Origin of the sequence: Roseovarius atlanticus, from assembly GCF_001441615.1 — a bacterium.
GTDB classification, from domain to species: Bacteria; Pseudomonadota; Alphaproteobacteria; order Rhodobacterales; family Rhodobacteraceae; genus Roseovarius; species Roseovarius atlanticus.
Genome location: NZ_LAXJ01000020.1, coordinates 117,379 through 143,163, shown reverse-complemented (window position 1 = coordinate 143,163; position 25,785 = coordinate 117,379). Strand labels below are relative to the sequence as shown.

General features: G+C 61.2%; 29 protein-coding genes. 13 read left to right on the top strand and 16 right to left on the bottom strand.

Annotated features, from left to right (window positions below):
- Positions 1-60 precede the first annotated feature (60 nt).
- On the bottom strand, positions 61-1,542 hold the full coding sequence (locus XM53_RS17210) for a FliI/YscN family ATPase (protein ID WP_082631072.1): 1,482 nt from the start codon (positions 1,540-1,542) through the stop codon (positions 61-63).
- Positions 1,543-1,666: 124 nt separating this feature from the next.
- Here XM53_RS17210 and XM53_RS17205 point away from each other — a divergent pair, with 124 nt between their 5' ends.
- The 9 genes from XM53_RS17205 to XM53_RS17165 are packed head-to-tail and all read left to right on the top strand — an operon-like array spanning position 1,667 to position 6,197.
- Positions 1,667-2,014 carry a FlgB family protein gene (locus XM53_RS17205; RefSeq protein ID WP_328586686.1) on the top strand — a complete coding sequence of 116 codons (348 nt, stop codon included), beginning with the start codon at positions 1,667-1,669 and terminating at the stop codon, positions 2,012-2,014.
- Between the two features lie 12 nt (positions 2,015-2,026).
- Entirely contained in the window at positions 2,027-2,416 is a 390-nt protein-coding gene (flgC, locus tag XM53_RS17200; RefSeq protein ID WP_057795551.1) for a flagellar basal body rod protein FlgC, read from the top strand.
- A gap of 12 nt (positions 2,417-2,428) precedes the next feature.
- Entirely contained in the window at positions 2,429-2,719 is a 291-nt protein-coding gene (gene fliE / locus XM53_RS17195; protein ID WP_057795549.1) for a flagellar hook-basal body complex protein FliE, read from the top strand.
- Positions 2,720-2,723: 4 nt separating this feature from the next.
- The gene (locus tag XM53_RS17190; protein ID WP_057795547.1) at positions 2,724-2,993 is read left to right on the top strand and encodes a flagellar biosynthetic protein FliQ; all 270 of its coding nucleotides are present in this window, start codon (positions 2,724-2,726) and stop codon (positions 2,991-2,993) included.
- Between the two features lies 1 nt (position 2,994).
- Positions 2,995-3,708, top strand: coding sequence for a flagellar hook-basal body complex protein (locus tag XM53_RS17185; RefSeq protein WP_057795545.1), 714 nt, complete (start codon positions 2,995-2,997; stop codon positions 3,706-3,708).
- Between the two features lie 15 nt (positions 3,709-3,723).
- Complete coding sequence (gene flgG, locus XM53_RS17180) at positions 3,724-4,509, top strand: flagellar basal-body rod protein FlgG (protein WP_057795543.1); 786 nt, start codon at positions 3,724-3,726, stop codon at positions 4,507-4,509.
- Positions 4,509-4,931: a flagellar basal body P-ring formation chaperone FlgA gene (gene flgA / locus XM53_RS17175; protein ID WP_057795541.1), complete on the top strand. Its 423-nt coding sequence runs from the start codon at positions 4,509-4,511 to the stop codon at positions 4,929-4,931. The genes flgG and flgA overlap by 1 nt, the downstream gene beginning before the upstream one ends.
- A 10-nt stretch (positions 4,932-4,941) precedes the next feature.
- A complete protein-coding gene (gene flgH / locus XM53_RS17170) occupies positions 4,942-5,673 on the top strand; it encodes a flagellar basal body L-ring protein FlgH (RefSeq protein WP_057795539.1) in 732 nt (243 codons plus the stop codon).
- Positions 5,674-5,684: 11 nt separating this feature from the next.
- A complete protein-coding gene (locus XM53_RS17165; protein ID WP_057795537.1) occupies positions 5,685-6,197 on the top strand; it encodes a flagellar basal body-associated FliL family protein in 513 nt (170 codons plus the stop codon).
- A gap of 18 nt (positions 6,198-6,215) precedes the next feature.
- On the opposite strand, the gene XM53_RS17160 is transcribed toward XM53_RS17165, so the two are convergent.
- The 9 genes from XM53_RS17160 to XM53_RS17120 all read right to left on the bottom strand — a co-directional run bounded on the left by XM53_RS17160 (position 6,216) and on the right by XM53_RS17120 (position 15,399).
- Complete coding sequence (locus XM53_RS17160) at positions 6,216-6,638, bottom strand: hypothetical protein (protein WP_057795535.1); 423 nt, start codon at positions 6,636-6,638, stop codon at positions 6,216-6,218.
- Positions 6,635-7,723 carry an EscU/YscU/HrcU family type III secretion system export apparatus switch protein gene (locus XM53_RS17155; RefSeq protein ID WP_057795533.1) on the bottom strand — a complete coding sequence of 363 codons (1,089 nt, stop codon included), beginning with the start codon at positions 7,721-7,723 and terminating at the stop codon, positions 6,635-6,637. The genes XM53_RS17160 and XM53_RS17155 overlap by 4 nt, the downstream gene beginning before the upstream one ends.
- Positions 7,723-8,496 (bottom strand): flagellar biosynthetic protein FliR, encoded by a 774-nt coding sequence (locus XM53_RS17150; protein ID WP_057795531.1) that lies wholly within the window; start codon positions 8,494-8,496, stop codon positions 7,723-7,725. The genes XM53_RS17155 and XM53_RS17150 overlap by 1 nt, the downstream gene beginning before the upstream one ends.
- Positions 8,493-10,517, bottom strand: coding sequence for a flagellar biosynthesis protein FlhA (gene flhA / locus XM53_RS17145; RefSeq protein WP_057795529.1), 2,025 nt, complete (start codon positions 10,515-10,517; stop codon positions 8,493-8,495). Before flhA ends, XM53_RS17150 begins: the two co-directional genes overlap by 4 nt.
- A 215-nt stretch (positions 10,518-10,732) precedes the next feature.
- Entirely contained in the window at positions 10,733-12,964 is a 2,232-nt protein-coding gene (locus XM53_RS17140; protein WP_057795527.1) for a hypothetical protein, read from the bottom strand.
- Complete coding sequence (gene motA, locus XM53_RS17135; RefSeq protein ID WP_057795525.1) at positions 12,961-13,830, bottom strand: flagellar motor stator protein MotA; 870 nt, start codon at positions 13,828-13,830, stop codon at positions 12,961-12,963. The genes XM53_RS17140 and motA overlap by 4 nt, the downstream gene beginning before the upstream one ends.
- Positions 13,831-13,906: 76 nt before the next feature.
- Complete coding sequence (locus XM53_RS17130) at positions 13,907-14,506, bottom strand: MotE family protein (protein ID WP_057795523.1); 600 nt, start codon at positions 14,504-14,506, stop codon at positions 13,907-13,909.
- Between the two features lie 15 nt (positions 14,507-14,521).
- Positions 14,522-14,896, bottom strand: coding sequence for a hypothetical protein (locus XM53_RS17125; RefSeq protein ID WP_057795641.1), 375 nt, complete (start codon positions 14,894-14,896; stop codon positions 14,522-14,524).
- An 11-nt stretch (positions 14,897-14,907) separates the two neighbouring features.
- Positions 14,908-15,399, bottom strand: a complete 492-nt coding sequence (locus XM53_RS17120) for a flagellar basal body-associated FliL family protein (protein ID WP_057795521.1) — start codon at positions 15,397-15,399, stop codon at positions 14,908-14,910.
- 125 nt (positions 15,400-15,524) lie between these two features.
- Between XM53_RS17120 and fliF the strand changes: the two genes are divergently transcribed.
- The 4 genes from fliF to fliP are packed head-to-tail and all read left to right on the top strand — an operon-like array spanning position 15,525 to position 18,788.
- Positions 15,525-17,153, top strand: coding sequence for a flagellar basal-body MS-ring/collar protein FliF (gene fliF / locus XM53_RS17115; RefSeq protein WP_057795519.1), 1,629 nt, complete (start codon positions 15,525-15,527; stop codon positions 17,151-17,153).
- A 35-nt stretch (positions 17,154-17,188) separates the two neighbouring features.
- Entirely contained in the window at positions 17,189-17,755 is a 567-nt protein-coding gene (locus XM53_RS17110) for a FliH/SctL family protein (RefSeq protein WP_144435583.1), read from the top strand.
- Positions 17,755-18,054, top strand: coding sequence for a FliM/FliN family flagellar motor switch protein (locus XM53_RS17105; RefSeq protein WP_057795515.1), 300 nt, complete (start codon positions 17,755-17,757; stop codon positions 18,052-18,054). The genes XM53_RS17110 and XM53_RS17105 overlap by 1 nt, the downstream gene beginning before the upstream one ends.
- On the top strand, positions 18,051-18,788 hold the full coding sequence (gene fliP / locus XM53_RS17100) for a flagellar type III secretion system pore protein FliP (protein WP_057795513.1): 738 nt from the start codon (positions 18,051-18,053) through the stop codon (positions 18,786-18,788). Before XM53_RS17105 ends, fliP begins: the two co-directional genes overlap by 4 nt.
- A gap of 369 nt (positions 18,789-19,157) precedes the next feature.
- On the opposite strand, the gene XM53_RS17095 is transcribed toward fliP, so the two are convergent.
- The 6 genes from XM53_RS17095 to XM53_RS17070 form a co-directional block, all read right to left on the bottom strand.
- Positions 19,158-20,273, bottom strand: coding sequence for a flagellar basal body P-ring protein FlgI (locus XM53_RS17095; protein ID WP_057795511.1), 1,116 nt, complete (start codon positions 20,271-20,273; stop codon positions 19,158-19,160).
- On the bottom strand, positions 20,270-21,280 hold the full coding sequence (locus XM53_RS17090) for a flagellin (RefSeq protein ID WP_057795509.1): 1,011 nt from the start codon (positions 21,278-21,280) through the stop codon (positions 20,270-20,272). Before XM53_RS17090 ends, XM53_RS17095 begins: the two co-directional genes overlap by 4 nt.
- Positions 21,281-21,282: 2 nt before the next feature.
- Complete coding sequence (gene flgK, locus XM53_RS17085) at positions 21,283-22,737, bottom strand: flagellar hook-associated protein FlgK (protein WP_082631070.1); 1,455 nt, start codon at positions 22,735-22,737, stop codon at positions 21,283-21,285.
- Between the two features lie 40 nt (positions 22,738-22,777).
- Complete coding sequence (locus tag XM53_RS17080) at positions 22,778-24,079, bottom strand: flagellar hook protein FlgE (protein ID WP_236544537.1); 1,302 nt, start codon at positions 24,077-24,079, stop codon at positions 22,778-22,780.
- 94 nt (positions 24,080-24,173) lie between these two features.
- Positions 24,174-25,043, bottom strand: coding sequence for a flagellar motor protein MotB (locus tag XM53_RS17075; protein ID WP_057795503.1), 870 nt, complete (start codon positions 25,041-25,043; stop codon positions 24,174-24,176).
- 322 nt (positions 25,044-25,365) lie between these two features.
- Positions 25,366-25,785 (bottom strand): EVE domain-containing protein, encoded by a 420-nt coding sequence (locus tag XM53_RS17070; RefSeq protein WP_057795500.1) that lies wholly within the window; start codon positions 25,783-25,785, stop codon positions 25,366-25,368.

Sequence of the window (25,785 nt, the reverse complement as noted above, 5' to 3'; positions counted from 1 at the left end):
TCACCGCGTTCAAATCATGGACGTGGGACTTCTGTCGCCTGCGCAGACCCGCGTTTTCATCTACCGAAGTGCAATGTTTCTCGTAGTGGACCCCTGGTGAGGCCGCGGCTGACCGGTCTTTTGCGCAGGTCTGTTTTGACCAGCGGCGCCTCGCGTACCGGATTTCTGACCTTCCGAACCCTGCATCCCCTTTTGAACCTGCTTGAGACTGGATCGGTCGTGCCCGGCGCGCCGCAGGATTAGCGACAAACGATTGAAACTGTTCTGCGTTGAAACAGGCTCCAATTCGGCCAAAAACGCATCCAGTTCCGGCCAGACGCGGATTGCCTGATCCAGTGTCGCATCGGATCCTTCGGAATAAAGACCGGCACGGATCATGGTCTCCGATTTGGCATAGGCCCCCAAAAGGCCACGTGCCTGAGAGATCAGGGCATTCTCGTCATCGCTGGCGGCCCGAGGCAGGCTGCGGGACACCGACCGCAGCAGATCGATCGCCGGGTATCGTCCTCGCTCTGCAATCGCGCGATCCATGACCACATGGCCGTCAAGGACCCCGCGCAAGATGTCCGCCACCGGCTCGTCCATGTCCGACCCGGCGACCAGTACGCTGAAAAGCGCCGTTATGTCGCCCGACTGACCCGACCCTGTGCCCGTGCGTTCGCAAAGCGACATGATCATATGTGCTGTCGAGGCCGGGAAGCCGCGCAGCGCCGGCATCTCGCCGGCGGCCGTCGCCACCTCCCTGTGCGCTTCTGCGAAGCGGGTGATCGAATCTGCCAGGAACAGAACCTGACGCCCGGAGTCCCGAAAATACTCGGCCACGCACATCGCCGCCCAGGCGCAGCGCCGTCGCACGATCGGCGATTGGTCGGATGTTGCGGCCACGATTACAGACCGCGCCATGCCCTCGGGCCCCAATACATTTTCCACGAACTCGCGCAATTCGCGCCCGCGCTCGCCGATAAGGGCAAAGACAACGACATCCGCCTGCATGTTGCGCCCAAGATGTCCGAGCAGGCTCGATTTCCCTACGCCGGACCCCGCGAAAAGGCCGATCCGCTGCCCGCGAACAATCGGAAGAAACGTGTTGAAAACGGCCATCCCGCTTTCCAGCCGTTCACCCAGGCCTCGCCGCTGGGCGGCAGCGGGCGGGTCGCGGCGCAACGGACAATTTCGATCACCGCGCCGAAGCGGTGCACCGTCGAGCGGAGCGCCGAACGGGTCGATGATTCGTCCGATCCATTCGTCGCACGGCCACAAAAGGGGCGGCCGGCCAAGCGACACCCTGTCGCCCAACGAAATGCCTTCTGGCCATGCATCCGGCAGGATCGTCACCAGATCGGCCGACATGCGCAGGATCTCACCACGGACCGAAACGCCGTCGCGCCCGTGTATATTGACCCTGTCCCCCATCTTGGCCACGGTCGAGAGCCCGCCGACACCCACGACGTTTCCCTCGATGCTGCGCACGCGGCCGACGCTGCGCACCGGTTGCAGATCGGCGATTTCAGATCGCAAGGCGGTCAGGTCGGGCAAGCGCATTTTCGTCTCCTCTGGGCTCATGCGAACCATTTCTAAAGGAATCACGGTTAAGCCTTGATTGAAGCCAATCGAGGGAGAAGCCCCGATGTTTGAAAATCTCGAAGTCTTTCGCATGGCACATGCGATGGCCAAGCACGCTGGCGCACGCCAGACCGTGATTGCCAGGAACATGGCCAATGCCGACACGCCGGATTACGTCGCGCGCGATATCGCACCGTTTCAGGCTGAATTAGAGACGAAAACTCCGGCCTTTGCACAGGCTGCCACCCGCGCGCGTCACCTGAACGGTGCCGCGCAAACCGGCGGCTATGAGGTTTTCGAACGCGGTGACGCGATGGCCGATCCCAACGGCAACGCCGTTTCAGTCGAAAGCGAAATGCTGCACGCGGTGGACACCAAGCGCCAGCACGACCGCGCCGTCACGATCTACAAATCCGCCCTGACAATCTTGCGCACCGCGGTGCGCCGATAACACGAGGCATAGATGAGCGATCTCGGACAATCCCTTTCCGTTTCTGCAACGGCTCTGAAGGCACAAAGCCAGCGCCTGCGGCACGTGTCGGAAAACATCGCGAATGTCGACACGCCTGGCTATCGTCGCAAGCTGATTTCTTTCGAGGAAGTCGCCCGCGGACCCGATGCCGGCGGCGTTGAAACCAGCCGCGTGCACCTCAGCCGCAAGGATCTTGAAGAAATATTCGACCCTTCGCACCCGATGGCAGACGAGACCGGCCATTTCGACGGGTCGAATGTGAACCTCGTGGTCGAGCTTGCCGACGCCCGCGAGGCCCAGCGCAGCTACGAAGCGAACCTGAAAATGTTCGAACAGGCCCGGCAGATGTCGTCCAGCCTGCTTGACCTGTTACGTCGATAGAGGAGTTCCAGAATGGATATCAAACCTATCAATGCTGCCCAGAATTATGCAGCAGCGCGCCCGGCGACCGAGCCGAATGCCGGTCAGGGTGACGTGGGCGGGGCCGCCAAAGGCCTCGCCCGGGATTTTGCCGCAACCCTGCAGGACGCCGAGGTCACGGCCAAGGCCGCGATGAGCGGAGAGGCCGATCCACACGCCCTTGTCCAGGCGCTGGCGCAGACCGAGCTTGCCGTGGAAACCGCCGTGACGGTCCGAGACAAGGTGGTCGAGGCCTACCAGGAAATCCTGCGAATGCCGGTGTAAGGCGATGTCGGAAGAAGTCATATTTTTCGACACTTTGCGCCAGGGGCTTTGGGTGGCGGTGATAACGTCGCTTCCGATCCTTTCGGTGGCACTGGTGGCGGGTCTTTTCGTCGGTTTGTTCCAGGCACTGACCTCGATCCAGGAACTGACTTTGACGTTCGTTCCGAAACTGGCGGCAATCGTCGCGGTGTTCTGGCTGACCATGGGCTTCATGACACAAACGCTGGTCAGCTTTTTCCAGGACCGCGTGGTCCCCCTGATGATCGGAGGCTGATTTGGAAAGCGCGTTCTACACGACCCTCACCCGTCAATCGGGCCTGATGCGGGAAATGCAAACCATCGCGAACAATATCGCGAACAGTTCGACCACCGGTTACCGACAGGAGGGGTTGATCTTTGCCGAGCATATCGTGGGCGTCGAAAATGGACCGTCCCTGTCAATGGCCACGGCAAATGTGCGCAATACGTCCTACGCCCAGGGCACCATCACGCAGACCGGCGGCGCGCTTGACCTGGCGATCGAAGGCGACGGCTTTTTCCTGATCGAAACGCCCGCCGGCGAGCGCCTGACCCGCAACGGAAGCTTCGCGGTCTCTGCCGAAGGTGATCTTGTGACCAATGACGGGTACAGGGTGCTGGATGCCGGCGGTGCGCCGGTCTTCATCCCGCCGGACGGCACGCTGGGGATATCCGGCGACGGCACCATAAGCTCGGATGGGCGGTTGATCGGCCAGGTCGGGCTCGTGATGCCCACGGATATGACGGCGATGGTCCGGGAGGGCGGCGTGATGTTTCGCTCTGACGCGGGTGTCGAGCCGGTTCTCGATCCACTGATACGGCAAGGATTTCTCGAAAGCTCCAATGTCGACCCTCTTGGCCAGATCGCGCGAATGATCGAGGTGCAGCGTGCCTACGAGATGGGTCAGAGCTTTATCGAAGCGGAACACGAACGCATTCGCACAGCACTTCAGACATTTGTCGCCAAGTAATCAAAGGAGATTGCCATGCGAGCCCTGAAAATCGCCGCAACCGGAATGGCGGCCCAGCAAATGCGGGTCGAAACCATTTCCAACAACCTCGCGAACATGTCCACGACCGGCTACAACACGCGCCGTGCCGAGTTCGCGGACCTGCATTATCAGCAACTGGCGCGCCCAGGCACGGTCAACGCCGCCGACGGCACCTTGCTGCCCACCGGCGTGCAGCTGGGTCTTGGCGTCAGGCCCGCGGCTATCTCTGTCAACCTTGCGCAAGGCTCGCTTTCGGCGACCGGTGGCGATCTCGACATCGCGATCGAGGGCAACGGGTACTTCGAGGTGACGCTGCCTTCGGGACAGGCTGCCTATACCAGGGACGGCGCACTGAAGCGATCGGCAGACGGGCTGATCGTCACGTCCGAAGGCTATCCCGTCGCGCCAGAAATCACGATTCCCGACGATGCGCGCAGCATCTCGATCAACGGCGCGGGTGAGGTATATGCCTATTTCGCCGAGGCGGCCGAGGCACAGCTTTTGGGACAGTTCAACCTGGCCGGCTTTACCAATGCCAAGGGGCTCGAGGCGATCGGCGCAAATCTTTTCCTTGAAACCGAGGCGTCAGGCGCCGCCCTGGCCAGCACACCGGGGCAGGACGGCCTGGGCACAGTGCGGCAAGGATATCTCGAGGACAGCTCGGTCGACCCGGTGCGCGAGATTACAGAACTTATCGAGGCTCAGCGCGGATACGAGCTGAATGCGAAAGTCATTACGGCCGCGGACCAGATGCTCAGCGCCACGACGCAGGTGCGCTGATGCGGCTCTGTCTTACCCTGATCTGCATGGGTTTCTCTGGCGGCGGCGCAGCGGCCGACACTGTCGTCGCGGCCCAGACGATCCGTGCACAAACGATTCTCACCATCGAACATCTGGCGTTGAAGCGCGGGGACATCCCCGGCGGCGTCGACGATCCCGCCCTGCTCGTGGGGCAGGAGACGCGCACCGCGCTTTATGCGGGCCGCCCCATTCGCCAAGGAGATGTGGGTCCGCCGGCCATCGTGGAACGCAATCAGATCGTGCCCCTGATCTTCGAGGCGAACGGCCTGCGCATTTCCACCGAGGGACGGTCGCTCGATCGTGCCGGCGTGGGTGAGTACGTCCGGGTCATGAACATGTCGTCACGCAATACGGTTTCGGGGCGGGTCAGTCGATCGGGCCAAGTTCTGGTCGCTCATTAGGAAAATGCGAATGTCACTTAAGTTCAGTCTCTGTTTCGCCCTGATTTGCACTGTTGCGGCCTGCGGGCGCATGGATCATTTCGGAAAACCGCCCAGCTTCACCCCGACCGAAGACACCGACGAAAATCGGGCGATGTACGATCCGGGTCTGCCTTTGGTAGCCGAGCCCGATCGACCGGTCGACCGCGCCTCGCTCTGGAGCGGTGGGCAACGGTCCCTGCTCGGCGATCGGCGCGCCATGAAGCGAGGCGATATCCTGACCGTCGTGATCGAGATCGACGACGAAGCCCAGATCTCCAACTCGACCTCACGATCCAGAAACGGCTCAGAAGATCTCGCGATTCCCGACCTGTTCGGTATCCCGCAGCGGATCGACGAAGATTTGCCCGAAGGCGCCAGCATGGACAACGCCGTGGGCATCAATCAGTCGAGCAGCTCCGGCGGCGACGGATCCGTCAGCCGGCGCGAGGAACTGACCCTGCGCATCGCCGCTTCGGTTACCCAGGTTCTTCCGAACGGCGTGCTTGCCATCCAGGGTTCGCAGGAGGTGCGGGTGAATTTCGAACTGCGCGAACTTCTTGTGCAGGGGTTCGTGCGGCCCGAGGATATCTCGCGCCAGAATGAGATCACCTACGACAAGATCGCCTCGGCCCGTATTTCCTACGGTGGACGGGGACAGATCACCGACGTCCAGCAACCGCGCTACGGCCAACAAGCGCTAGACATGATCCTTCCGTTCTAGAAAGACTCGACATGCGCAAACTCATTCCCATCTTGATGGCACTTCTCGGAATAGGTGCCGGTGTCGGCGCCGGGATCGCGCTTCGCCCGGATCCTGCGGAGGTCGTGGAAATGCATCCCTGCGGCGAAACCGACCAATCCCAGGGCGCACAGGACACATCCGCCAAGGATCACGACGCCGATGCGCCCGAAGAAGAAACGACACATGAATACGTCAAGCTCAATAATCAGTTCGTGGTGCCGGTGGTCACGAATGATCTCGTGAACTCCCTCGTGGTGATGTCATTGAGCGTCGAAGTGGCCGAAGGTCAATCCGAGGTGATCTATGCCCGCGAGCCGAAGCTGCGCGATGCGTTTCTGCAAGTGCTTTTCGACCACGCCAATGTCGGCGGATTCGAGGGCGAGTTCACCAACGCCAACAACATGGACATTCTGCGCGCGTCGTTGCGCGAGACCGCGCAGGGCCTGATCGGAGATGTGGTGCGTAGCATTCTGATCACCGATATCGCCCGCCAGGACGTCTAGACGCGGCGCGGCGTGCGCTCACCGAAACCAGTGATCGAGCAGGAACAGAGCCTGTTCTTGCTCGATGTCCTGCTTTTGAGATTCGGCGCGTTCCTTGCGCCGCGCATCTGACTCCAGCGACTCGGACGCGATCTTGCGCCCGTGGGCGTGACTGAGCGCGCTCATTCTCTTTCCCTTTTCCACCAGCACGCGTGCCAGCTCGATCTGCAACTGGCGGCGGGCGCGACCGATCCAGCCCAGCCACAAGACGTCACCGCCATAGATGCGTTGGCCGGCGCACTCGGACGCATATTGCAGCTGCGCGCCACGCTGCGCCGCCTCCAGCTCTGACGCCTTGTCGCGCAGGCGTTTTTCCTCTTGCAGGATATCCCGCAACTTTGCCTGTTCCGCGCGGAACCGCGCATCGGTGATCGCCACAAGCTCGTTGAAATCGTCCTTCATGACCAGGCCCTCGCCCGCTTTCGCATCGCCTCTGCAAAGCGGATAGCGGCAGCCACCGCACGATAGTGCTGTGGATCGATCTCATCGCCGATCTGGGTCATCGCGTAGACCGCGCGGGCCGTTGGCGGGTCGGACCTCACCGGTACGCCATGCGCCATCGCCTTGTCCCGGATCGCAAGCGCGACATGATCAACGCCTTTCGCCACACAGATCGGAGCCGCCCCGGGCAGGCGGCTCCATTTCAGGGCCACGGCATAATGTGTTGGGTTTACGATAACCACGTCTGCCCCTGGCACCTCGGCAATCATCTGCTGGCTCGCAATTTGCGTCGCACGTTGACGGCGCTCTTGTTTCATGTGCGGATCGCCTTCGTTCTGCTTGTGCTCTTCCTTTACCTCGCGGTGCGACATCCGGTTCTTGCGCTGGTGATCGAAGCTTTGCCATAGGTAATCCACCACGCCGATCGACGCCGCGATCACCAGGACCACGAACAGAAACTCGATCAGCATTTTTGCCATCAGGGCCCCGATCACCTGAGGTTCGGCGTGCAGGCTGCCCGCCATTTCAGGTAGCCTGAAAGAAAGATATGCGGCCAGCAGGACCGAGTAGAAAAACAGCTTGGCAAAACTTTTGGCGAACTCGAACAGGCCCGAGAGGCCGTATTTGTTCTTCGCGTTCGAAACTGGGCTGATCCGGGACAACTTGGGCTGCAACTTGGTCGGCGCAAAAACGAAGGCGCGTTGCGCAAAGACACTGAGCAACGCGGCACCGGCCGGTATCAGGAACCAGGCCAAAAGGCCCAAGGCAATGGTCCCCAGCAACCCGCCGACCGGACCGGCCGCCGAACCTTCGAACACGAGATCCGCGAAGTCGCCCGCCTGGCCAAGCAACACCATCATTGCCGTGCTGACCGACCCTACGGAGCTGGCTCCGATTGCAAGCGCGGCCAAAAGAAAGCCCCCATAGGCGGCTGCCGTGTTCAGGTCGGCCGATCGGGCCAGCTCGCCTTTCTTGCGCGCCTCGTCCAACTTGTGCTGGGTCGGCTCGTGCGACTTTTCGGTATCGTCTTCCTGCGAACCGGACATCAGCGCGTTCCGAACGGATTGACGACGAAGGCCTGAAGCGCCTCGATCCACAGGGTCAGCATCGTTGGCGCCAACAGAAACAGAAGCGCTATTCCGGCCCCGGTGATCACCGGGGCGCCGACGAACACGACCATCATTTGCGGCATCGCACGGTTAATCACGCCAAGCGTGATGTTGTAGAGCACCGACACGATCACGAAGGGCGCCGCCAAGGTGAACGCCAAGGCAAAGGCGCCGGAAACCTGACGTATGCCCCACATCGAAACCGCCCCGGGGTCAGGCAACTGTGCGACCGGGAACAAGCTGTAAGTCAGGATCATCATTTCGGCCACGTGAACGTGCAAGTCGAGGATCATGGCCAGGGCAAGCCCGCCGATGACCAGTAGGTGCCCGATCGCTGGCAATGGCGTCACTCCGGCATCGCCCAGGATCTGTGAAAGCGAGGTCGATTGGGCCGCTATAGCTCCGGCGGTCTGCAGCGCCAGGAGAAACATCCGAAGTCCGATCCCGATGAGAAGGCCGACAGCCGTTTCCGACAGGATGAGCCACCCCAGCGGCGGCGGGGCCGCCACCACCGGGTCCAATACAGATGCCAGCGCCGGAGCGATCACGATGGTGAACAGGATAGCCAACACCAGTTTGAACCGCGTCGGCACAGTGCGTTCCCCAAAACCGGGAAAAAGCGCCATAACCGGGCCGGTTCTCAGAAAGACGATGAAGTGAACCCAAAGTGCGTCCTCGACCAGCGACAAGAGTTCTGCGGCCGGGCTCATGCCGGCACCACGCCAACCAGCGCCGGGCGCGCGTCGGCGCCGATTTCCTCGAAGGACAGAACCGGGTTGGAGATGCTTTTCGCTGTCAGCACCGTGCGCAGGAACCTTCGGCGCGGCGTGGATGTGACGATCGCCGGAAAGACGCCGCGTTCGCCCGCCTCCGACACGGCATCCGCCACCGAAGAGGTCAAAACGTTGAAAAGCTCCGGCGGCAACGCCACGTCGGGCCGGCCGCGATCGCTGTCAACCTGATAGGTGGAAAAGGTGTCTTCCCATTCCGGAGCAAGCTGCAACAGCGGCAAACTCCCATCCTCGCGTTGCAGGTTGGCGACAAGCTGAAAGCCCAGCCGTTGCCGCACGTGTTCGCAGATCATCTCCGGATGCGCGTGCACCTGGCGGCCCTCGGCCACCGCTTCCAGGATCAGCGGCAGGTTGCGGATAGATACCTGCTCTGCCAGCAGCAGGCGCAACACCTGGTGCAACAGATCTGTTGGCACGCGGTCGGGGATCATTTCGTCAAGCAGCTTTCGGTTGGCTTCGGCCCGTGCCGGATTGCTGAGGTTGACCATTTCATCCAGCAGACGCCGCATTGCCTTCATCGTCAGCAACCGGCCTAGATTTCGCTTGATGACCTCCAGAAGATGCGTTGCCAGCACTTCAGCGGGATTGACGAGGGTGACGCCGGACAAGGCAGCGTCTGTTTGGTCCGCCTCGGGGATCCAACGCGCCGGGGCATCGTAGACAGGCTCGCGGACATTTTCACCCGAGGGCAGACCGGGCGCGGAGTCTGGATCAAGCGCCAGCACGTGATCAAGGCGCAGAACGGCCCGGGCTTGCTCGACTCCCTGTATCCGCAGGACATACGTGCCTTTCGGCAAGGCAGGTTCATCGGTCAGCCGGATTTCTGGCAGGATCAGGCCAAAATAGCTGGCCACATGGCGACGCATGTTGTCGATCCGCGCGTCTAGGCCGGTTCCCGGATCAAGCACCATATTGACGAGGTCGGGCGCGAACTCAACATGGATATCGTCAAGGTCAAGGATATCGCCCAGCGATTTGCTGGCAGGGCTTACCTCCGGATCGACCTCCACCGGGGCCTCCTTCGGCAAACCGCGCTTGCGCAACAGCCACAACGCGGTTCCGCCTAGGGCCAGGCCACCAATGATGAAGGGAATAAAAGGCAGACCCGGCACAAGCGCGAACAGGATCATCAGAACGGCAACCGTCGCCATGGCGGACGGGTGCCGGCCAAGCTGTGCCGTCAAAGCGATGTCAGTCGCGCCCTGGCTGCCCCCGCGGGCCAACAAGAGGGCTGACGCAATGGAAATCACAACTGCCGGAATCTGGGTTACCAGGCCATCACCGACCGTGAGGATGGCATAAGTCTCGAACGCGGTCCCTATCGGCATACTGTGCACCACGACGCCCATGATCAGACCCATCACGAGGTTAAGCAGGGTGATCAGCAGACCTGCAACGGCGTCGCCCTTTACGAATTTCGACGCGCCGTCGAGCGAGCCAAAAAAGGTCGTTTCCTGTTGCTCGCGTTCACGCCGCTCCTTTGCTTCGGTGTGATCTATGGCGCCCGCGGACATATCGCTGTCGATCGCCAATTGCTTGCCCGGCATACCGTCGAGAGCAAAGCGCGCGCCCACTTCGGCCATCCGCGCCGCCCCTTTCGTGATCACCATGAAATTAACGATCAAAAGAACCGAGAACACGACGAGACCCAAAAAGATGCTGCCGCCCATCACGAAGTTGGCGAAACCTTGAATGACGTCTCCTGCAGCGTCGGTGCCAGTGTGCCCTTCGCCGATGATGAGCTTGGTCGAAGAAACGTTCAGCGACAATCTCAGCATCAGAGATGCGAGCAAAATCGTTGGGAACGACGAGAAATCGAGCGGCCGTTCGATGAAAAGCGTGACGGTGAAGATCAGGATGGCGAGTGCGAAAGAAGCCGCAAGACCAACGTCCAGCACCCAGGACGGCATGGGCAGAACCATCATGACGATGATGGCCATCAGAGCCAAAGCCAGCAGAACAGTCGGCTGAAACAAGCTCTCGAGTGTCAGAGGTCTCAATGCAAGAGACTCCCGAACCCCCGGCGCAGAGGTACACTGGCGCATTTCAAAAGGACTGGAGCGAGCAAATGGTCCACCGGGTTCTCCGCACTGCAAAAGGCATTCTGCCTGTGTTCGAAGTCTAGAGTGTTGACCTTTACAATTCGTAACCGGGCCTAGTTCTCCGGCGACGGATCCGGTGTTTCGGCCAGCAAGGCCTGAAGGGTGGCGCGCGTGGCGCCCACGTCTTCCAAGAGGAGCTTGTTCTGCGCCAGGACGCCGATCTCGGTTTCCTCCTCGGCAAGTCCCGTCAGGTCATTCGGAGTGGGCGGTTCGGCGTCAGCCACGCCGCCTTCGGCCAACCACGCCTCTCGGTTCGCCTCCGCCTCCAGCCCGGCGGATCTGAACAACTCATAGGCCTGCCGGTGTTCGCCGACCATGCTGCGGGCCTGCGCGCGCAGGATGTTGACGTCCTTGCCTTCAAGACCAAGCAACTCGACTTCGGCAAGCCTCGGCTGGTTGAGCTTCAGCGCTGCCCTAGCCCGTATAAGACGTGCCTGCCGCATATTTCGGCCATGGAAGGTTTGCTCCAGCATGTCCCGGCTTTGTTGGTAAAAGCCGGCATCCAAAAGATGCTCTGCCATGGCAAGTGCACTTTCCTGGGAAAGCAACTCAGGCCGGGCGGTCTCGCCCGACAGCACATACCGCAGGATTTCGAATGGCGCGCCATGGGTCGCCAGCCGGTTCGTAAGATCGGCTCGGATGTGGTCCAGCGAACCTTCCGTATCCGACTCAAATCTGCCGAGCTCGGAGAAGGCGTCGTCGAACGCACCTGTGGCACCCAATGCAAGAACATGCGACCGTGCCAGCTTCTGCCCCAAGGGGCTACCTGCATACTCATAGGCATAAGCCGAAGCCAATTGCGCCAGTTTCGCCGGAACTTGCCCGCCGCGTTCGATCTGGCTGTCAATCTGTCGGGCAACAGCCTCAGGCGACATCTCACTGTTCGCCTCGATCACGGTGTCCAGGCTTTCCTCCGCTGCTTCCCGTTCTCCGTTCTGAATTTGCAGATCGGCGACGACCATCTTGGCCGCAGACGTCATGGTCTCGTCGACGCGGTCGAGGATTCGAAGAATTGCAGAACTTTCGCGGGCATGTCCGGCGCTCAGAAGTCTGGCGGACAGAATTGGCCCGAGATGTTTTCTGAGGTGCGGAGGCAAGCCAGAAAACGCCCGGACAATCGCGTTATGGTTCACCTGCGCATCCGCTGGCAATTTTTCATGAGCAAGCGCCGACCACATCGCACCTGGCGCGTCACAGTCAAGTTGGCCGGCAAGAACCGTCCCGCCTGCACTGCCATTGTCCATGATCTGCGCCAGCGCCGTGTAGATTTTCTTTCGTTCCGAACCGTCCGGTAACAACGACGCTATGTTGCGTGCCTCGACGCCGAAGCCGAAATACAGGTAGAGTTGGGCCAGCTTGCCGACCGACTGTTCGTCGATACGGTCGAACTCGCTTGTCATGCGCCCTCTGAGTGGACCGATCTGTTCCCAGAACGGCTCGCTCGACCCCCAGTTCGCGACATCGATAAACTCTGCATCGAGACATCTGCTGGCAAGCCTTGTTTGGTCACCTGCTTCAAGCGCGGACAGGAAGTCGCGGTCCACGGCCGTTTGAACATTAATGTTAAGGTTGAAGGGCAGTGTGGAGTCTCTTTCCTCTGGAGCTTGTAAAGCGGGCTCCGGTGGCACGGGCTGAGATGGCTCAGCGACTTTTTCAACCAGTTGCCGCAGCGTTCTCTTCGGTGCCAAGAGACCCTGGCTTGCCGCGCGACTGACTTGGCGCAGCAGGCGATCGCGGCTTTCTTCAAGACCGGTCTCGCGCAAAAGCGGGCTTGCCATCTCGGCCCGTTGCTCGGTTTCAGGTGGTTCGAAACCGATCGCTTGATGCATCAAGGTCGTCGCGGCAGACGTACCGCGCGTTGGAAGCTGAAGCGCAACGCTGCGATTGTCGCTTGATGTGTCCCGTATCTGTCCGGTCGACCCGGTCTCTTTGGCGGCGACATCGACGACCAGCATCGACTGGCGAAACCAAAAGCCTGTCGCCTCGCAGGCGCAGGCAAATCGCAGCGTCACGGACTGCGTATCACGGTCAATGTCGATTTCCGCCAGTCGATCCCTCTGAATCCGATCGAAGACCTTGCTGATATCAAACGACAGGCCCCGCCGTGCAAAGCGCAGCACGGCTTCGTCCTCGGTGTTTTCGATCGTCCAATCGGTCCGTGATGGCAGGTTGAAGACCAGTCTCGTGAAATCCTCGTGATCTCCCGAACGCACTGAAACGCCTTGCGCTTGCACCGCCAGAGGCCAGATCGCTGACACCAGGATGGCGAGCCATCGACCCATCATGCCGCCTCCTGTTTGACGGCCTTAAGCGCCTCCTCAAGGTCGGTAAAGCTCGGACGGCAATGCGAAGGTGTGTTCTGTCGGCCGACCTCGATGCAGATATTCGTGGCATGGTTGTAAAGATTGGCAACCAACACTTCCCGGATCAGCTGGTAGAATTGCGCGTCCTCTTCGACCACGGCCTTGACCTTGCCGGCGAACGGGCCAACCAACCCGTATGCCAGGAACACGCCCAGGAATGTACCCACCAGGGCGCCACCGATCATCTTGCCAAGCACTTCCGGCGGCTGGTCGATCGACGCCATGGTCTTGATCACGCCCAGAACAGCCGCCACGATGCCCAGCGCAGGCAGACCGTCGGCCATGGTCTGAAGCGCGTGGCTGGAGTGCAGCGCGTGATGCATGGTCGACTCCATCCGCTTTTCAAGCACTTCCTCCACCTGGTGCGGATCGTCATAGTTCATGGACGCGGAGCGCATCGTGTCACAGATCAGCGCCACCGCCTCCTTGTCGGACTGGATCTTGGGATAGCGTCCGAAAATCGAGGACTCGTCCGGCGCCTCGACATGTTCCTCGATCGCTACCGGGTTTGACCGTGCCAGGCGGATCAGTTCGAACAACATGCAAAGAAGATCGCGATAATCTTCGGCTTTCCATTTGGGTCCCTTGAAGACCTTGCCGATATCCTTTGCCGTATGCTTGACCGCAGCCATGTCGTTGCTGATCAGGAAAGCGCCGATGGCAGCACCGCCGATCATCATCAGTTCGAACGGCAAGGCCTTGAGAATGATCCCGAGCTTGCCGCCGGCAGCGAGGTACCCGCCGAAGACCATCACGAAAATGACGAGAATACCGATTATGCCAATCATGTCGTGTTCTGTGCTCCGCCGGAATGTCCGCGCCAGATAACCATCGACCAGTTAATTTTTTGCTGACCGCGGCGGATTATTCCTTTGGAACACCCGCGTTTCGGCCGGCCAGAACCACGCTGTAAAGATGCGCGGCCTCGGGGCTGAGGCCGGCCATGATGGCCGCGGCCGCCTCGGGCCGCATCCGTCCCAGAAAACCGGCAGCGAAATTCGGGTCCATCTCTTCGAACAGGGCCGCGGCCTGTTTCGGTTTCATCGTCTCGTAAACCCGTGTCAGCCGATCCAGATCGTCTTCGGCCGCCGTCTCTGCCAGCGCGATGGTTTCGCGCAGCTGCGTTTCCGCCTTGGTCAGTTGCGCAAGTTTTTCCGTCACCTGCTCATCCGCGATGCGCAATGCGTGCATACGATCACGTATGGCGGCTTCCTTTTCCTCGATCCGGGCTTCGCGTGACTGGAATGCCTCCAGCATCGCTTGCAGATCTTCGGACGTCTGGCAGGTCTTCCCCATAGCCTCGCCATTCGCATTTGCAATCGCGTCATTGTCGGGGTCGCGTGCAAACGCCTGCCCCGCACCTTCGCCGATTCTCAGCACCGCGGACGAGATCAGCAGCGTGGCGATGACCACCAGGCTGCCTTTCTGAGTGGAACGGCGCTTTTGTCTTGGCTGCTTTTTCATTGCCGACCTTCCCATTCATCCATTTCCATGCCGTTTGAACATCGGGCCGAGCGGAGACGCGGGTGCCTCCCGTTTCTCGGACTCGCCAGGTTGGGGCGGCGGCGTGTCAGACACGTCGTGCATGGACGCGACCAGAAGTTCGAGCCGCTTGGCCACCGTTTCGGCGCGGTCGGTCAGACCATCCAGCGACATGGTCGATGCCGAGGCGGTCTTCTGTGCGGCCTCGAGCGTCTTGGTCAGGTCGTCGACCTGAGCGGACAAAACTGCGACCGCGCCGCCAACCCCGTTTTCAAGGTCGTTGAACCGACTAAGCCGGCGCGCCAGAACATAACAATAAAATCCGGCACCGATCGCGCCGGCGACCAACAGCACATCTGCAATCATTTCGATCATTTGATCCCTCAGTTCAGTACGAATTCCATGATCAGCAGGTCATTAACCCGGTCACCGCCGGTGACCACCTGCACGCGTCTCAGCATCTGTGCGCGCAACCGCACCAAGGCCGAGTTGTTGCTCAGATCCTCTACGGCGACGGCCCGCAAATAGGAATTGAGCACATCCACCACGCGCGGCATCAGCTTCTCGACTTCCTCGCGATAGGCCGACCGGACCTCCAACTGCGCCCGAAAACGCAGATGACTGACATCCTTGCCGCCGACAGAAATGACCAGCGGCTCGATCGGGACGAAAGCCACATCGGGCATGTCCTTCACCTCACGGTCCTCTTGTTCATGCGCGTGATCTTCGGTGGATCCTCCGCCGAGAATCAGGCCGGACGAGACGGCATAAAATCCGCCACCACCGCCGGCAAGAGCCAGGACAAGCCCAACAATCAAAGGCAGTTTCGACTTCTTCTTGGGGGGCTCGTCGAGCTGGTCTTCGGTATCTTCCATCGATTGATCCCTAGATTTCGATTTTCTGCACCATAGCCCGACAGGAACTAACCGATTGTTAAGCCTGATGAGCGAAACAGGACCGCAGCGAACGGCAGAACGCCGCAATCCTGGAGGCGAAGAACTTGCAGCAGCTCATCGATATCTGGTCGGGAATGAATGCCCGTCGCCGCGTGATCGTGACACTTGCAACCGTCGCGATGTTTGCCGCTGTTCTGTCGCTTGCCCGTATGGCCTCGGCACCCAGTCTTTCGCTGCTCTACGCCGGCCTCGAAAGCGGCCCGGCGGGCGAGGTCGTGCGTGCTCTCGAACAGCGCGGCGTCGCTTATGATGTGCGCGGCGGGTCGATCTTCGTCGATTCCGCGCGACGTGACGAACTTCGCATGACCCTGGCCAGCGAAGGACTTCCGGCGAATTCGTCGCGCGGATACGAACTGCTCGATGGTCTGTCGGGATTTGGCACAACATCGCAGATGTTCGATGCCGCCTACTGGCGTGCCAAAGAGGGCGAGCTTGCCCGTACGATCCTGACCCACCAGTCCATAAGCTCGGCCCGGGTGCATATCGCCAAGACCGGGAACAACCCGTTTCAGCGCGACGTCAAACCGTCCGCATCCGTCTCGATCAGCACTGCTGCAGGTGGCCTTTCAGCCAAGCACGCGAAGGGCTTGAAGTTTCTCGTCGCCTCCGCCGTGCCGGGCCTGACGCCGGAGGATGTCTCGATCATCGACAGCGAAGGTGGCCTTCTTGGCGTGGCCGAGGAAACGCCGACCAACGCGGCGGACGACCGCACCGATGCGATCCGGCAGCGGGTGACACGGCTTCTTGAGGCACGTGTCGGACCGGGCAATGCGGTGGTCGAGGTCAGCGTCGACACCGTGACACAAACCGAATCCGTCCGTGAGCGGGTGATTGACCCGGGCAGTCGCGTCGCCATCAGCACCGACACCGAAGAGGTCGCGAACCAGTCAACCGATCAAGGCGGGGGCGATGTCACGGTGGCATCCAACCTGCCCGATGGTGACGGCGCGGCCGGCGATTCCTCGTCCAGCCAGGTCAGCGAGACGCGCGAAAGGGTCAATTACGAAGTGTCCGAAACCGAACGGCAGATCACGATGGTGCCGGGCGCAGTGAAGCGTCTTACGGTCGCGGTTCTGGTCAACGGCACCACGACGACAGATGCCAACGGAGCCGAGGTCTTTGCACCGCGCTCGGAGGAAGAGCTTGCCGACCTGCGTGAACTCGTCGCTTCCGCCGTCGGCTTCGACGAAGCGCGCGGAGATCAAATCACTCTCAAGACGATGCAGTTCGAGCTGCCGGAACCATTGGGAACAGAACCTCAAAGCTCGCTTCTTTCGAACGTCTCTTTCGATGCGATGTCCCTCATCAAGGCAGCGGTTCTAGCTATTGTCGCGCTCATTCTGGGTCTATTCGTTGTGCGCCCGGTTCTGGCCCGCCAGCCCGATGGTGCAGCGCAGCTTGCCGCCCCGGGCGCTTCCGAAAATTCCGGTTATCCCGATAACCTCGGCGGTTTCGAAGCCTCTCAAGCCGCCCTGACCGGCGAGATACAGGACGATGCGGACGGACCAGGCGAATTGCCGATGCTGTCGGGCGGTGGTGGTGTGGGGCTCCCATCCCTCGACTCCGATGATCAGGACCCTGTCGAAAGACTACGCGCCATGATCAGCGAGCGGCAGGACGAAACGGTCGAGATCTTGCGCAGCTGGCTCGAGGGCGAGGAGGAGCGCGCCTGATGTCCGTTTCCCACCTTTTGGAAGATTTCGGAACCTTGAGCCGCGGCGACACGGTCGAAATGACGGAGGTCCTGCTCGAGGAAGAGCGTCTCGAGGCGTTCGAGAAAGGATACCAAGCCGGGTGGGACGACTCGGTCAAAGCCCAAGAAGGACAGGCTGGCCACGTCTCCGCGGAATTCGCCCGCGCCGTTGAAGACATCGATTTCACGCAGCAAGAGGCGTTTCGCACCCTTCTGGACGGGGTGCGTCCTCTGATCATGCAGATCGTTGAGACCGTGCTGCCGACCGTGGCGCGCGACACCCTCGCGCCACGCCTCAGCGAGATCATCATGCAACAGGTCGCACTTCATGGAAGACGTCCCGTTCTTGTATGCGTTGCTCCGGGTCAGACCGCCGCGCTCGATGTCGCCGACCTGGGCGAAGGCCAAGTGTCGGTATCTGTCGAGGAGGACGCAACACTCTCGCCGGACCAGCTGCAGGTCCGCTTCGACGACGGCGCCGAGCAGGAAATCGATCTGCAGGACACCATCGCCAGGATAGCCGCCGCGATTGACACCTATTTCACCACCGCCATTGCCGATGAACAAAGGAAATCAGCCTGATGACCGATCAATCCGACCCGCAGGACACCACTCCCGGCGAACTGCGCAGCCCGTTTTCTTCCGTTCCGATCGAGATCACCATCTCCGTCGGCAAGGCACGCCCGCTGATCCGCGACCTGCTGAAGATGGGCAAGAACGCGGTGCTGCCGCTGGACAAGCGCGTTGACGACGCGGTTGAACTCTATGTCGGAGAGCGGCTGATCGCGCGGGGCGAGCTGGAAGAGCTCGACGGCGAGCAACAAGGCCAGCTGGCTGTCCGGCTGACCGAGGTGGCCGATCTGCAAGACGGGCTCGGATGATCAGACACGCAGGCCTATTGCGGTGCCTCATCGGCGGCCTTCTGCTGCTTGCCGGCCCCTCTGCCGCGCAGGACATTTCGATCTCGCTGGGGGATGACGGGTCACTCTCGGCACGCACGATCCAACTGATCCTGCTGATCACGGTCCTCAGCCTTGCGCCGGCTCTCGCGATCATGATCACCTGTTTTCCCTTCATCGTGACGGTGCTGTCCATCCTGAGGCAGGGGATCGGCCTGCAACAATCGCCCCCCAACATGCTGATCGTCAGCCTGGCATTGTTCCTGACCTATTTCGTGATGGAACCAGTGTTTTCCGAGGCCTGGGCCACGGGAATCGAGCCGTTGCTCGGCGAGCGCATCGAGATCGAGGAAGCTGTCGCACGCGCGTTAGAGCCGTTCCGCAATTTCATGGCAGGCCGGGTCGACGGTGACACGTTCAGCGCGATGGCTGCCCTGCGTCCTGACGCAGCCGGAACGGCACCGGCGCCCGACGCACCGCTGTCGATCCTTGTGCCAAGTTTCATGCTCTCCGAGATCGCCCGAGCGTTCCAGATCGGGTTCCTGCTGTTTCTGCCATTTCTGATAATCGACCTGGTTGTCGCCGCAGTCCTGATGTCGATGGGCATGATGATGGTCCCGCCGGCCATTGTGTCCCTGCCGTTCAAACTGGCTTTCTTCGTGATCGCCGATGGATGGACGTTGGTGGCAGACGGGCTGGTACGCGGTTACTTCTGATCGCTTGAAAAATGCGGCCCGCCGACATTCAAATTCAGGTAACAAAGCGTTTCGCCTTTAACATGAGCCAACGGCTAAAGGCGAAAAGCGCGATACGATTGGATGTTGCAGCGCGTTTCACGGCCAAGCTCTGATCCAGGTGCATCGCGAAACGCCCTAGGGTCAGCATACTGGTCCGCAAACCGGACCTGCCAGTCGGCGCCAAGACCCCAAGATTCGTTTACCTTGGACCGTACAAAGAGGCGCCGGACACGACCGCTGGCCATTTCCGGCCCCTGTTCAGACAATGCGTCCGGCGCGCTACTATAGGGCGACCGAGAGGCGATCAGCCGAAACGGTCAGTGGCCCGCGCCACCGCGGCGCGTTCTTTCACCGAACAACGAATTCCGCATGAAGCGCACCCGCGGCCTTGATGCTCTTGAGGATGTCGATCATGTCCCGCGGCGCAACTCCCAGCGCATTCAGCCCGGCGATGACTTGCGAAAGGGAGGTCCCGTCCGGTACTTCGGCAAGGCCGATACCGGGCTCTTCCTCGATCTCGGCGTTCGTTCGGGGAACGATCACCGTTTCGCCTTCCGCGAACGGGTTCGGCTGAATTGCAAGCGGTGTCTCCTCGACCCTGAGTGTCAGATTGCCCTGCGACACCGCCACGCGCGAGATCCGTACGTCTTCGCCCATCACGATCGTACCGGACCGCTGATCCACGACAACCCGCGCTTTGCGTTCGGGCTGAACCAGGATGTTTTCGATCTGGCTCAGCGCATGAGCCGGGCTTGGCGTGCCGGTCCGGCCAATATCGAGTCGCACCGTGCCCGAGTCCATCATCACGGCGACAGCGCGGCCAAAACTGGCATTGATCGCGCGTTCGATACGGTTCGCCGTCGTAAAGTCGGGCTCACGCAGCGCAAGGCGCATACTGTCCAGCGATGAAAGGTCGAAATCGATCTCTCGTTCCACCCGGGCCCCGGCCGGTATGACCCCGGCGGTCGGCACCCCCTGGACCACGCCGCCGGCCTCACCCTGGGCCGCGGCGCCTCCGGCGATGATCGTCCCTTGGGCCACCGCATAAATCTGACCGTCCGCGGCGTTGAGTGGCGTCATGACCAGTGTGCCGCCAAGCAGGCTGCCGGCATCACCGATCGCCGAGACAGTGACATCTATCTGGCCGCCGGCGCGCGCGAAGGGCGGGATCGTGGCGGTCACGAAGACGGCCGCAACGTTCTTGGGGCGGAACTGTTCGCCGGTAACGTTGACCCCCAGGCGCTCCAGGATGTTCGACATGATCTCTTCTGTGAATGGCGCGTTGCGCAATCCATCCCCGGTGCCGTTGAGACCCACTACTAGGCCATAGCCCACCAGGTCGTTGCCGCGGACGCCATCGAATTCCACGAGGTCCTTGATACGGATCGGGCTGGCCGAAACCGGCAATGTTGCGAGGATCAGGGAGAGGATCGCAGACAGGCACGCGCGCAATAGAAATGTCATGAAAGGAAATTCACCAGGCTAAGGCGCGATGACCGCGCGGTTATCGTGTAGAGCGTTTCGAGCTGTGTCTGAACCGCTTCGAGCTCGGTCGCTGTCTGATAGGGATCGACCTCCAACAGGGCATTGCGAGCGACCTCGAGGCTGGTCAGCTCCGATGTGATGCGCGCCGATGCCATCTCGATCCGCTCTTCGGCGAAACCAAGGTTTGCGCGCAGGCGCGTCACGCCGTCCTGTCCCGAAAGCGCACCGACACTCAGCGTTTGCATGAGCGCCTTCGCTTCGCCGGCGTCCAGCGTGAGGCCAGGATCGTCTGCCAGCGCGGCGACGGCGACATTTTTCAACACGGTTCGCAACGCGGCATCATCTGCGCGCAACGAGAGCGTCACACTTTCCCCTGATCCAAGATCGAACGGGCTGAGATCGGTTGTGCCTCCTTGGTAGATCGAGGTCTCGAACGCGCCGCCTGGCGCATCGAAGAAGGTGTCCGCCGCGGCCATCACATCTGCGGCCGTCGTGGCGCCCGATACCGCGGTTCTCAGGTCTGCCAGAAGGGTCTCGGCATCGGTAAGCGGTGCGGTCGCAACCGCGACCCCGGAGAAGACCGCACGCCCAGCAACGCGCGTGTTGAGCGCGGCAATAATGGTTTCAAGCTCGCTTTGCGCCTGGTTTGCAACCGTACGCGTGTCGCCGGGCGACGCGGCGGCCGAGGCCAGCGCCATCGTCTCGGCAAGCGCGCCGGCGCGGTCCTGGACCGTGCTCATCGCGGCTTGCATTGCAGCCGATTGGGCGCCCACCTCTGCGGCGGTGTTGGAATGCCGGTCCAGCAGGCGCAGTTCCCGCTCGAAGTCGGCAAGCGCAGTGAAATGTCCGTTGAGATGCGTGCGCGTGTCCGTTGCTCGCCCACTGACAAGCTCCTCGGACAGGCGCGTCAGGTCCTGCTTGATCTGGGCGCTTTGGCGCCGCAGCAGGAAGGTGTGGGCAAGATCGCCCAAGGAAAGCGCGTTCATCTTCAGATCCTCAGCAGGGTTTGTATCATGTCGTCGGCGGTCTGGATCATCCGGGCGTTCGCGCTGTAGGCCTGTTCGATCAGCAGGAGCCGTTGCATTTGTTCATCCGAGTCAACGCCTTGCTGGAGCTCGATATCCTTAAGGCCCGCGCGGCGAGACGCGGCGAAACTCAATGTCTGATCAACGGTTATGGCCTGCTGACCGACGCGGGAGACGAAGCTCGTTGCGTGCCCCGAAAATGAGCGCGCCGTCGCCCCAAGGTCGCCTGACGCCATGGCATTCGTGCTGCCGATCGCCGCAGAGAGATCAATGAGCAGGCTGGCATTGCCTGGGGCACCGGGCGCGGTTGCCCCCAGACCATCGCGCAATCGCCATGCCGCGCCACCCTGGCGAATATCGACCGCGGAATTCAATGCAATCCTGCCGGCGACGCCGATCTCGTCGGCCACGGCAAAGCTTCCGCCGTTATCCGTAAAAAGGCCGGGGTCGCCCGGGGCGCGCGTCGTATCAAGCCCGGCGTCCTGAAAACGCTCGATCAGGTTGCGCGCGGTGGCATCCACCTGGGTCTGCGCGGCCACGGCAAGCCTGTCGCGTATCTCGAACAATCCGGCGAGGCGCCCGCCATTGATCGGACTGTTCGCGCCGGAGGACGTGATCTGTACGCCGTTGATCTCAAGCCAGGACAAAAGACCGTTCGCCTCGGTCATATGCGCCGCAACCACGTTGGAGGGCGAAAAGGAAAGCTCGGCCGGCCGACCGTCGATCAGGACGGTGCCGCCGGGCGTATATAGCGCCAAGCCTCCGTTGCCGCGATCGGCGGACCGGACCGGCACGTAGTCCGACAATTCATCGATGACCTGCTGCCGCTGGTCTTCGAAAGATGCGGACGGGTGACCGAAATTCTTGGCGTTCACAATATGCGCGTTCAGGGTTTGAACCTGGGACAAGAGTGTGTTGACCCGGTCCACCGCCTGATTGATCTGGGTGTCCGCCGCAGTACGCTCGGCCTCGATACGGCTGGAGATCGCGTTCAGCTTTTCGGCCAGTTCAGCGCCGCGCAGCGCGACTTCGGTCAGACGCGCCTCTTCTTCCGGCTTGGATGCAGCGCTTGCCAGGCTAGCCTCGAACGCCGCGATCCGCGCGGTCAGAGAGGATGGCTCGTCGGGCAGGCCGACCTCGGTTTCGAACCGCGTGAGAAACCCGGCCATCGCATCGTTGTAGCCCAAGGCGCTGTCGGCAAGCCGCCGTTCGCTCAGAAGACCGGCATCGACGTTCCGCGTGACACCGACAACCGCCACGCCCCCGCCGCGCCCATCACCTTGTGCCGTCAGCTCGATGCTGCGCGGCGCGTAACCATCGGTCAGGATATTCGCCAGATTGGTCGAGACCACCCCGGCGGCGCGGGAACTTGCGGTCAACCCGGTAAGGGCATTGGACAAAGCGGTGGAAATACTCATCGCGGCACCTCGGTGCTAGGGTAGGGGTTCAAGCGCCGGATCAGCGCTTGATGTTGGTTGTTTCCTGCAACATCTCGTCCACGGTCTGAATGACCTTGGCGTTGGAGGAATAGGCACGCTGCGTCTGGATCATGTCCGTCAGTTCGCCCGCCACGTCGGTCGCGGATTCCTCGCGGGCAAAGGCCACGACGTCACCGGTGGGTCCGTCCCCGGCATCCCACAGGAAGAACGATCCGCTTTCGGGCGATGGCAGGTAAGTCTGCTGGTCCATGGCGACCATGCCGTTGGGATTGGGCAGATCGACCAGCGGTACTTGGTAGATCACGCGCGTGATGCCCGTGTCGAAAGAGGCGTGCACGAAGCCGTTCTCGTCCACCTCGGCCGAGATCATGTTGCCGACCGGCGAGCCGTCCTTGTTGATGGAAAGCGGCGCGAAACTGTCGGACAGTTGCGTCAGACCGTCATTGGCCCCCAGCTGCCCGATATTGATCTCCATCGGGCCACCGGCCACATTGACGATGATCGACCCCGTAACGGGATCATATGCACCGCCCGAAGTGTCGGCCACGCCAAGCAGCGTGCCACCCGAAGCCCGCGCATCATCGAAGCTCAGGGTGTATTCGCCGATGACCGCGCCACCTTGCGCCGAATCCGTCAGCACCATCGTCCATTCGTTGGACGACGCCGTGGCAGGCACGGTCGGCGTGAACTCGATCAGGATGTTTTCGGATTTGCCCAGGTTGTCGAAATACTCGATCGACAATTGTTGCGGGTCGCCCGCGGCGCCCGCTTCGGTTTCCGTCGCGGGCAGGTTCACGCCAAGATCGATGCTGGTCGTCGGCTCGCCCGTCAGCTGATTGACGTTGATCTGCACCGGCTCAAGTCCGTCGCTGGTATCGCGCGGAAACTCCGGAACCGTGCCGTCGGGGTTGGCCGGCCAGCCCAGCAGAACCAGACCCGATTCCGTGACCAGCCTCCCTTCGGCATCGGTCCGGAACGATCCGGTCGTGGTCAAGAGCATCTGGCTCGACCCGTTTCCGACGTCTACCTGGCTGGCCAGCGCAACAGGCAACATGCCACGCCCGCGCACCGCAAGGTCGGTCGGGTTGGACGTGGACACGAGCGATCCGCGCTCGTCGATCAGACGCTGCGTAGAGGACCGCACGCCACCAGCCGAATAGCTGCCCCCGTTCGAGGAAATCACCATTGACTGAAAGTCCGCCTCGACCCGCTTGTACCCGTAGGTGGCCGAGTTTGCGATATTGTCGGAAATCGCTGCCAGGCGGGTCGCATTGGAACTGAGACCCGCCACACCGGCATTCAACGAGGATGATATTGTCATGGACACGCCTTTCTGCTGCATCGAATGTCTTCAATGCCCAGAACTAGACGTTCCGATTTAACAGGCAGCTAACAGATAAAATTCTGCCTACTTCCTATTGGTCAGACCTCAGAAGGATCACTTCAAGCCGGTTGTTTCGGATCGAAAGTGCGTTCTCATGCGCCGGCTCGCGGTCCGCATGACCGGTGACGCGGTTCATCCGCTGTGTCGCGACCTGCTCGGACTCTAGCAATTCACGCATTTGGTCGGCACGGGCCATCGACAGGGACCAGACAGGGTTCTCGGCGCGCACGACGGGCACGGCGCTGGTATGCCCCTCTATCGCGACACGGTTCTCGACCAGCCTTGCGACCGACCCCACCATCTCTGCAATTTCGCGCAAAAGGGGTGTCGGCTCGTCGCTGTCCGGCTCGAAGAGTTCGGCGTTCTCCAGATCGAAAATCTCGATGACCAGGCCCTCGTCCGTCACTTGGGTCACGATATGCCTCCGGGTCTCTTTCGACACGGTGCTTTCACCGCCGCGCCCCATCAGCATCTCTTCGATCTTGCCGAAACTGGCGGCTTCCTGCGCCTCTGCCTCGGGGTCGGCGCCCTCGGCGCGGCCATCTTCGCTGACACCGATTTCACCGCGTGCCTGCCGCGCCTCGGTCGGGCGCTGGTTTGTGGCACCCGTCCCGTTCTGCGGCAGTGTCTCTTCGGAAAACACACTCTCTCCGCCGAAATCCCCGTCGCCGCCGCCCGAGACGCGGTTGATGGGAATCGTCGGGCTGAAGTAGTCCGCAATCCCTTTTCTTTGTTGTTCCGTTGTCGCGTTCAGCAGCCACATCAAAAGGAAAAACGCCATCATCGCCGTGACAAAGTCCGCATACGCGACCTTCCAGGCACCGCCATGATGCCCGTCACCGCCCGTGACCTTTTTCCGTTTGATGATGACCGGCGCGGCATTGTCACCAGACGCACTCATCTCACCACCTATTTACTCACCCGAAACAATCGTTAGCAGAGGGCGTCTTACTCGGTTCTTAACAAATCAATTTGTTCGTTTTTGCACGCGAGCGAACCCAAACAGCCGAGCATGGCATTTGAGGAAAATGCCGAGCATTCGGCTTTTGTGGATTCGGCGAGAAAGTGATAGAAGGTAGGTGATCGCGCCAGTATGGCCGAAACCAATTCCAGTGACACGTGTGGTGCGTAGGGAGCACGTGGGGCAACGGAGGGTATCGGTCGATACGCGCAGGTACCCTCCGTCCGATTTCAAGTCGCACGGTTGCGACGCGCAGGCCGATCTACGGCCTCAGGCCTGCCATCTCACAGACAATTTTCCATTCGTCTTCGGTCACCGGCTGCACCGACAGCCGCGAATTGCGCACCAGCACCATCTCTGCCAGGCGCGGGTCGTTCTTGATCATATCGAGCGTCACTGGCGTTTCGACCGCCTCAACCGCCTTGATATCCACGCATTCCCACCGGTCGTCATCGGTCGTGCTGTCGGGATGGGCCTCGGCGATAACCTCGACCGTGCCGACAACCGCTTTTTCCGTCTGGCTGTGATAAAAGAACCCTCTGTCGCCGACCGCCATCTCGCGCATGAAATTCCGTGCCTGGTAATTCCGCACGCCGTCCCATTCCTCGCCTGCCTCCGCCTTGGCGACTTGCTGGTCCCAGCTCCATGTCGACGGTTCGGATTTGAACAGCCAATAGCGCAT

Excerpts from the sequence above, each read along its gene's own strand:
- XM53_RS17155 (WP_057795533.1), bottom strand. The coding sequence starts at position 7,723 with ATGTCCGGTTCGCAGGAAGACGATACCGAAAAGTCGCACGAGCCGACC.
- XM53_RS17205 (WP_328586686.1), top strand. The coding sequence starts at position 1,667 with ATGGCCAAGCACGCTGGCGCACGCCAGACCGTGATTGCCAGGAACATG.
- motA (WP_057795525.1), bottom strand. The coding sequence starts at position 13,830 with ATGATTGGCATAATCGGTATTCTCGTCATTTTCGTGATGGTCTTCGGC.
- XM53_RS17210 (WP_082631072.1), bottom strand. The coding sequence starts at position 1,542 with ATGCGCTTGCCCGACCTGACCGCCTTGCGATCTGAAATCGCCGATCTG.
- flgK (WP_082631070.1), bottom strand. The coding sequence starts at position 22,737 with ATGAGTATTTCCACCGCTTTGTCCAATGCCCTTACCGGGTTGACCGCA.
- XM53_RS17070 (WP_057795500.1), bottom strand. The coding sequence starts at position 25,785 with ATGCGCTATTGGCTGTTCAAATCCGAACCGTCGACATGGAGCTGGGAC.
- XM53_RS17190 (WP_057795547.1), top strand. The coding sequence starts at position 2,724 with ATGTCGGAAGAAGTCATATTTTTCGACACTTTGCGCCAGGGGCTTTGG.
- XM53_RS17095 (WP_057795511.1), bottom strand. The coding sequence starts at position 20,273 with ATGACATTTCTATTGCGCGCGTGCCTGTCTGCGATCCTCTCCCTGATC.
- flhA (WP_057795529.1), bottom strand. The coding sequence starts at position 10,517 with ATGGCCATCATCGTCATGATGGTTCTGCCCATGCCGTCCTGGGTGCTG.
- XM53_RS17160 (WP_057795535.1), bottom strand. The coding sequence starts at position 6,638 with ATGAAGGACGATTTCAACGAGCTTGTGGCGATCACCGATGCGCGGTTC.
- flgC (WP_057795551.1), top strand. The coding sequence starts at position 2,027 with ATGAGCGATCTCGGACAATCCCTTTCCGTTTCTGCAACGGCTCTGAAG.
- XM53_RS17150 (WP_057795531.1), bottom strand. The coding sequence starts at position 8,496 with ATGAGCCCGGCCGCAGAACTCTTGTCGCTGGTCGAGGACGCACTTTGG.
- XM53_RS17075 (WP_057795503.1), bottom strand. The coding sequence starts at position 25,043 with ATGAGTGCGTCTGGTGACAATGCCGCGCCGGTCATCATCAAACGGAAA.
- XM53_RS17080 (WP_236544537.1), bottom strand. The coding sequence starts at position 24,079 with ATGACAATATCATCCTCGTTGAATGCCGGTGTGGCGGGTCTCAGTTCC.
- fliE (WP_057795549.1), top strand. The coding sequence starts at position 2,429 with ATGGATATCAAACCTATCAATGCTGCCCAGAATTATGCAGCAGCGCGC.
- XM53_RS17090 (WP_057795509.1), bottom strand. The coding sequence starts at position 21,280 with ATGAACGCGCTTTCCTTGGGCGATCTTGCCCACACCTTCCTGCTGCGG.
- XM53_RS17105 (WP_057795515.1), top strand. The coding sequence starts at position 17,755 with ATGACCGATCAATCCGACCCGCAGGACACCACTCCCGGCGAACTGCGC.
- flgA (WP_057795541.1), top strand. The coding sequence starts at position 4,509 with ATGCGGCTCTGTCTTACCCTGATCTGCATGGGTTTCTCTGGCGGCGGC.
- flgG (WP_057795543.1), top strand. The coding sequence starts at position 3,724 with ATGCGAGCCCTGAAAATCGCCGCAACCGGAATGGCGGCCCAGCAAATG.
- XM53_RS17120 (WP_057795521.1), bottom strand. The coding sequence starts at position 15,399 with ATGGAAGATACCGAAGACCAGCTCGACGAGCCCCCCAAGAAGAAGTCG.
- XM53_RS17165 (WP_057795537.1), top strand. The coding sequence starts at position 5,685 with ATGCGCAAACTCATTCCCATCTTGATGGCACTTCTCGGAATAGGTGCC.
- flgH (WP_057795539.1), top strand. The coding sequence starts at position 4,942 with ATGTCACTTAAGTTCAGTCTCTGTTTCGCCCTGATTTGCACTGTTGCG.
- fliP (WP_057795513.1), top strand. The coding sequence starts at position 18,051 with ATGATCAGACACGCAGGCCTATTGCGGTGCCTCATCGGCGGCCTTCTG.
- XM53_RS17130 (WP_057795523.1), bottom strand. The coding sequence starts at position 14,506 with ATGAAAAAGCAGCCAAGACAAAAGCGCCGTTCCACTCAGAAAGGCAGC.
- XM53_RS17140 (WP_057795527.1), bottom strand. The coding sequence starts at position 12,964 with ATGATGGGTCGATGGCTCGCCATCCTGGTGTCAGCGATCTGGCCTCTG.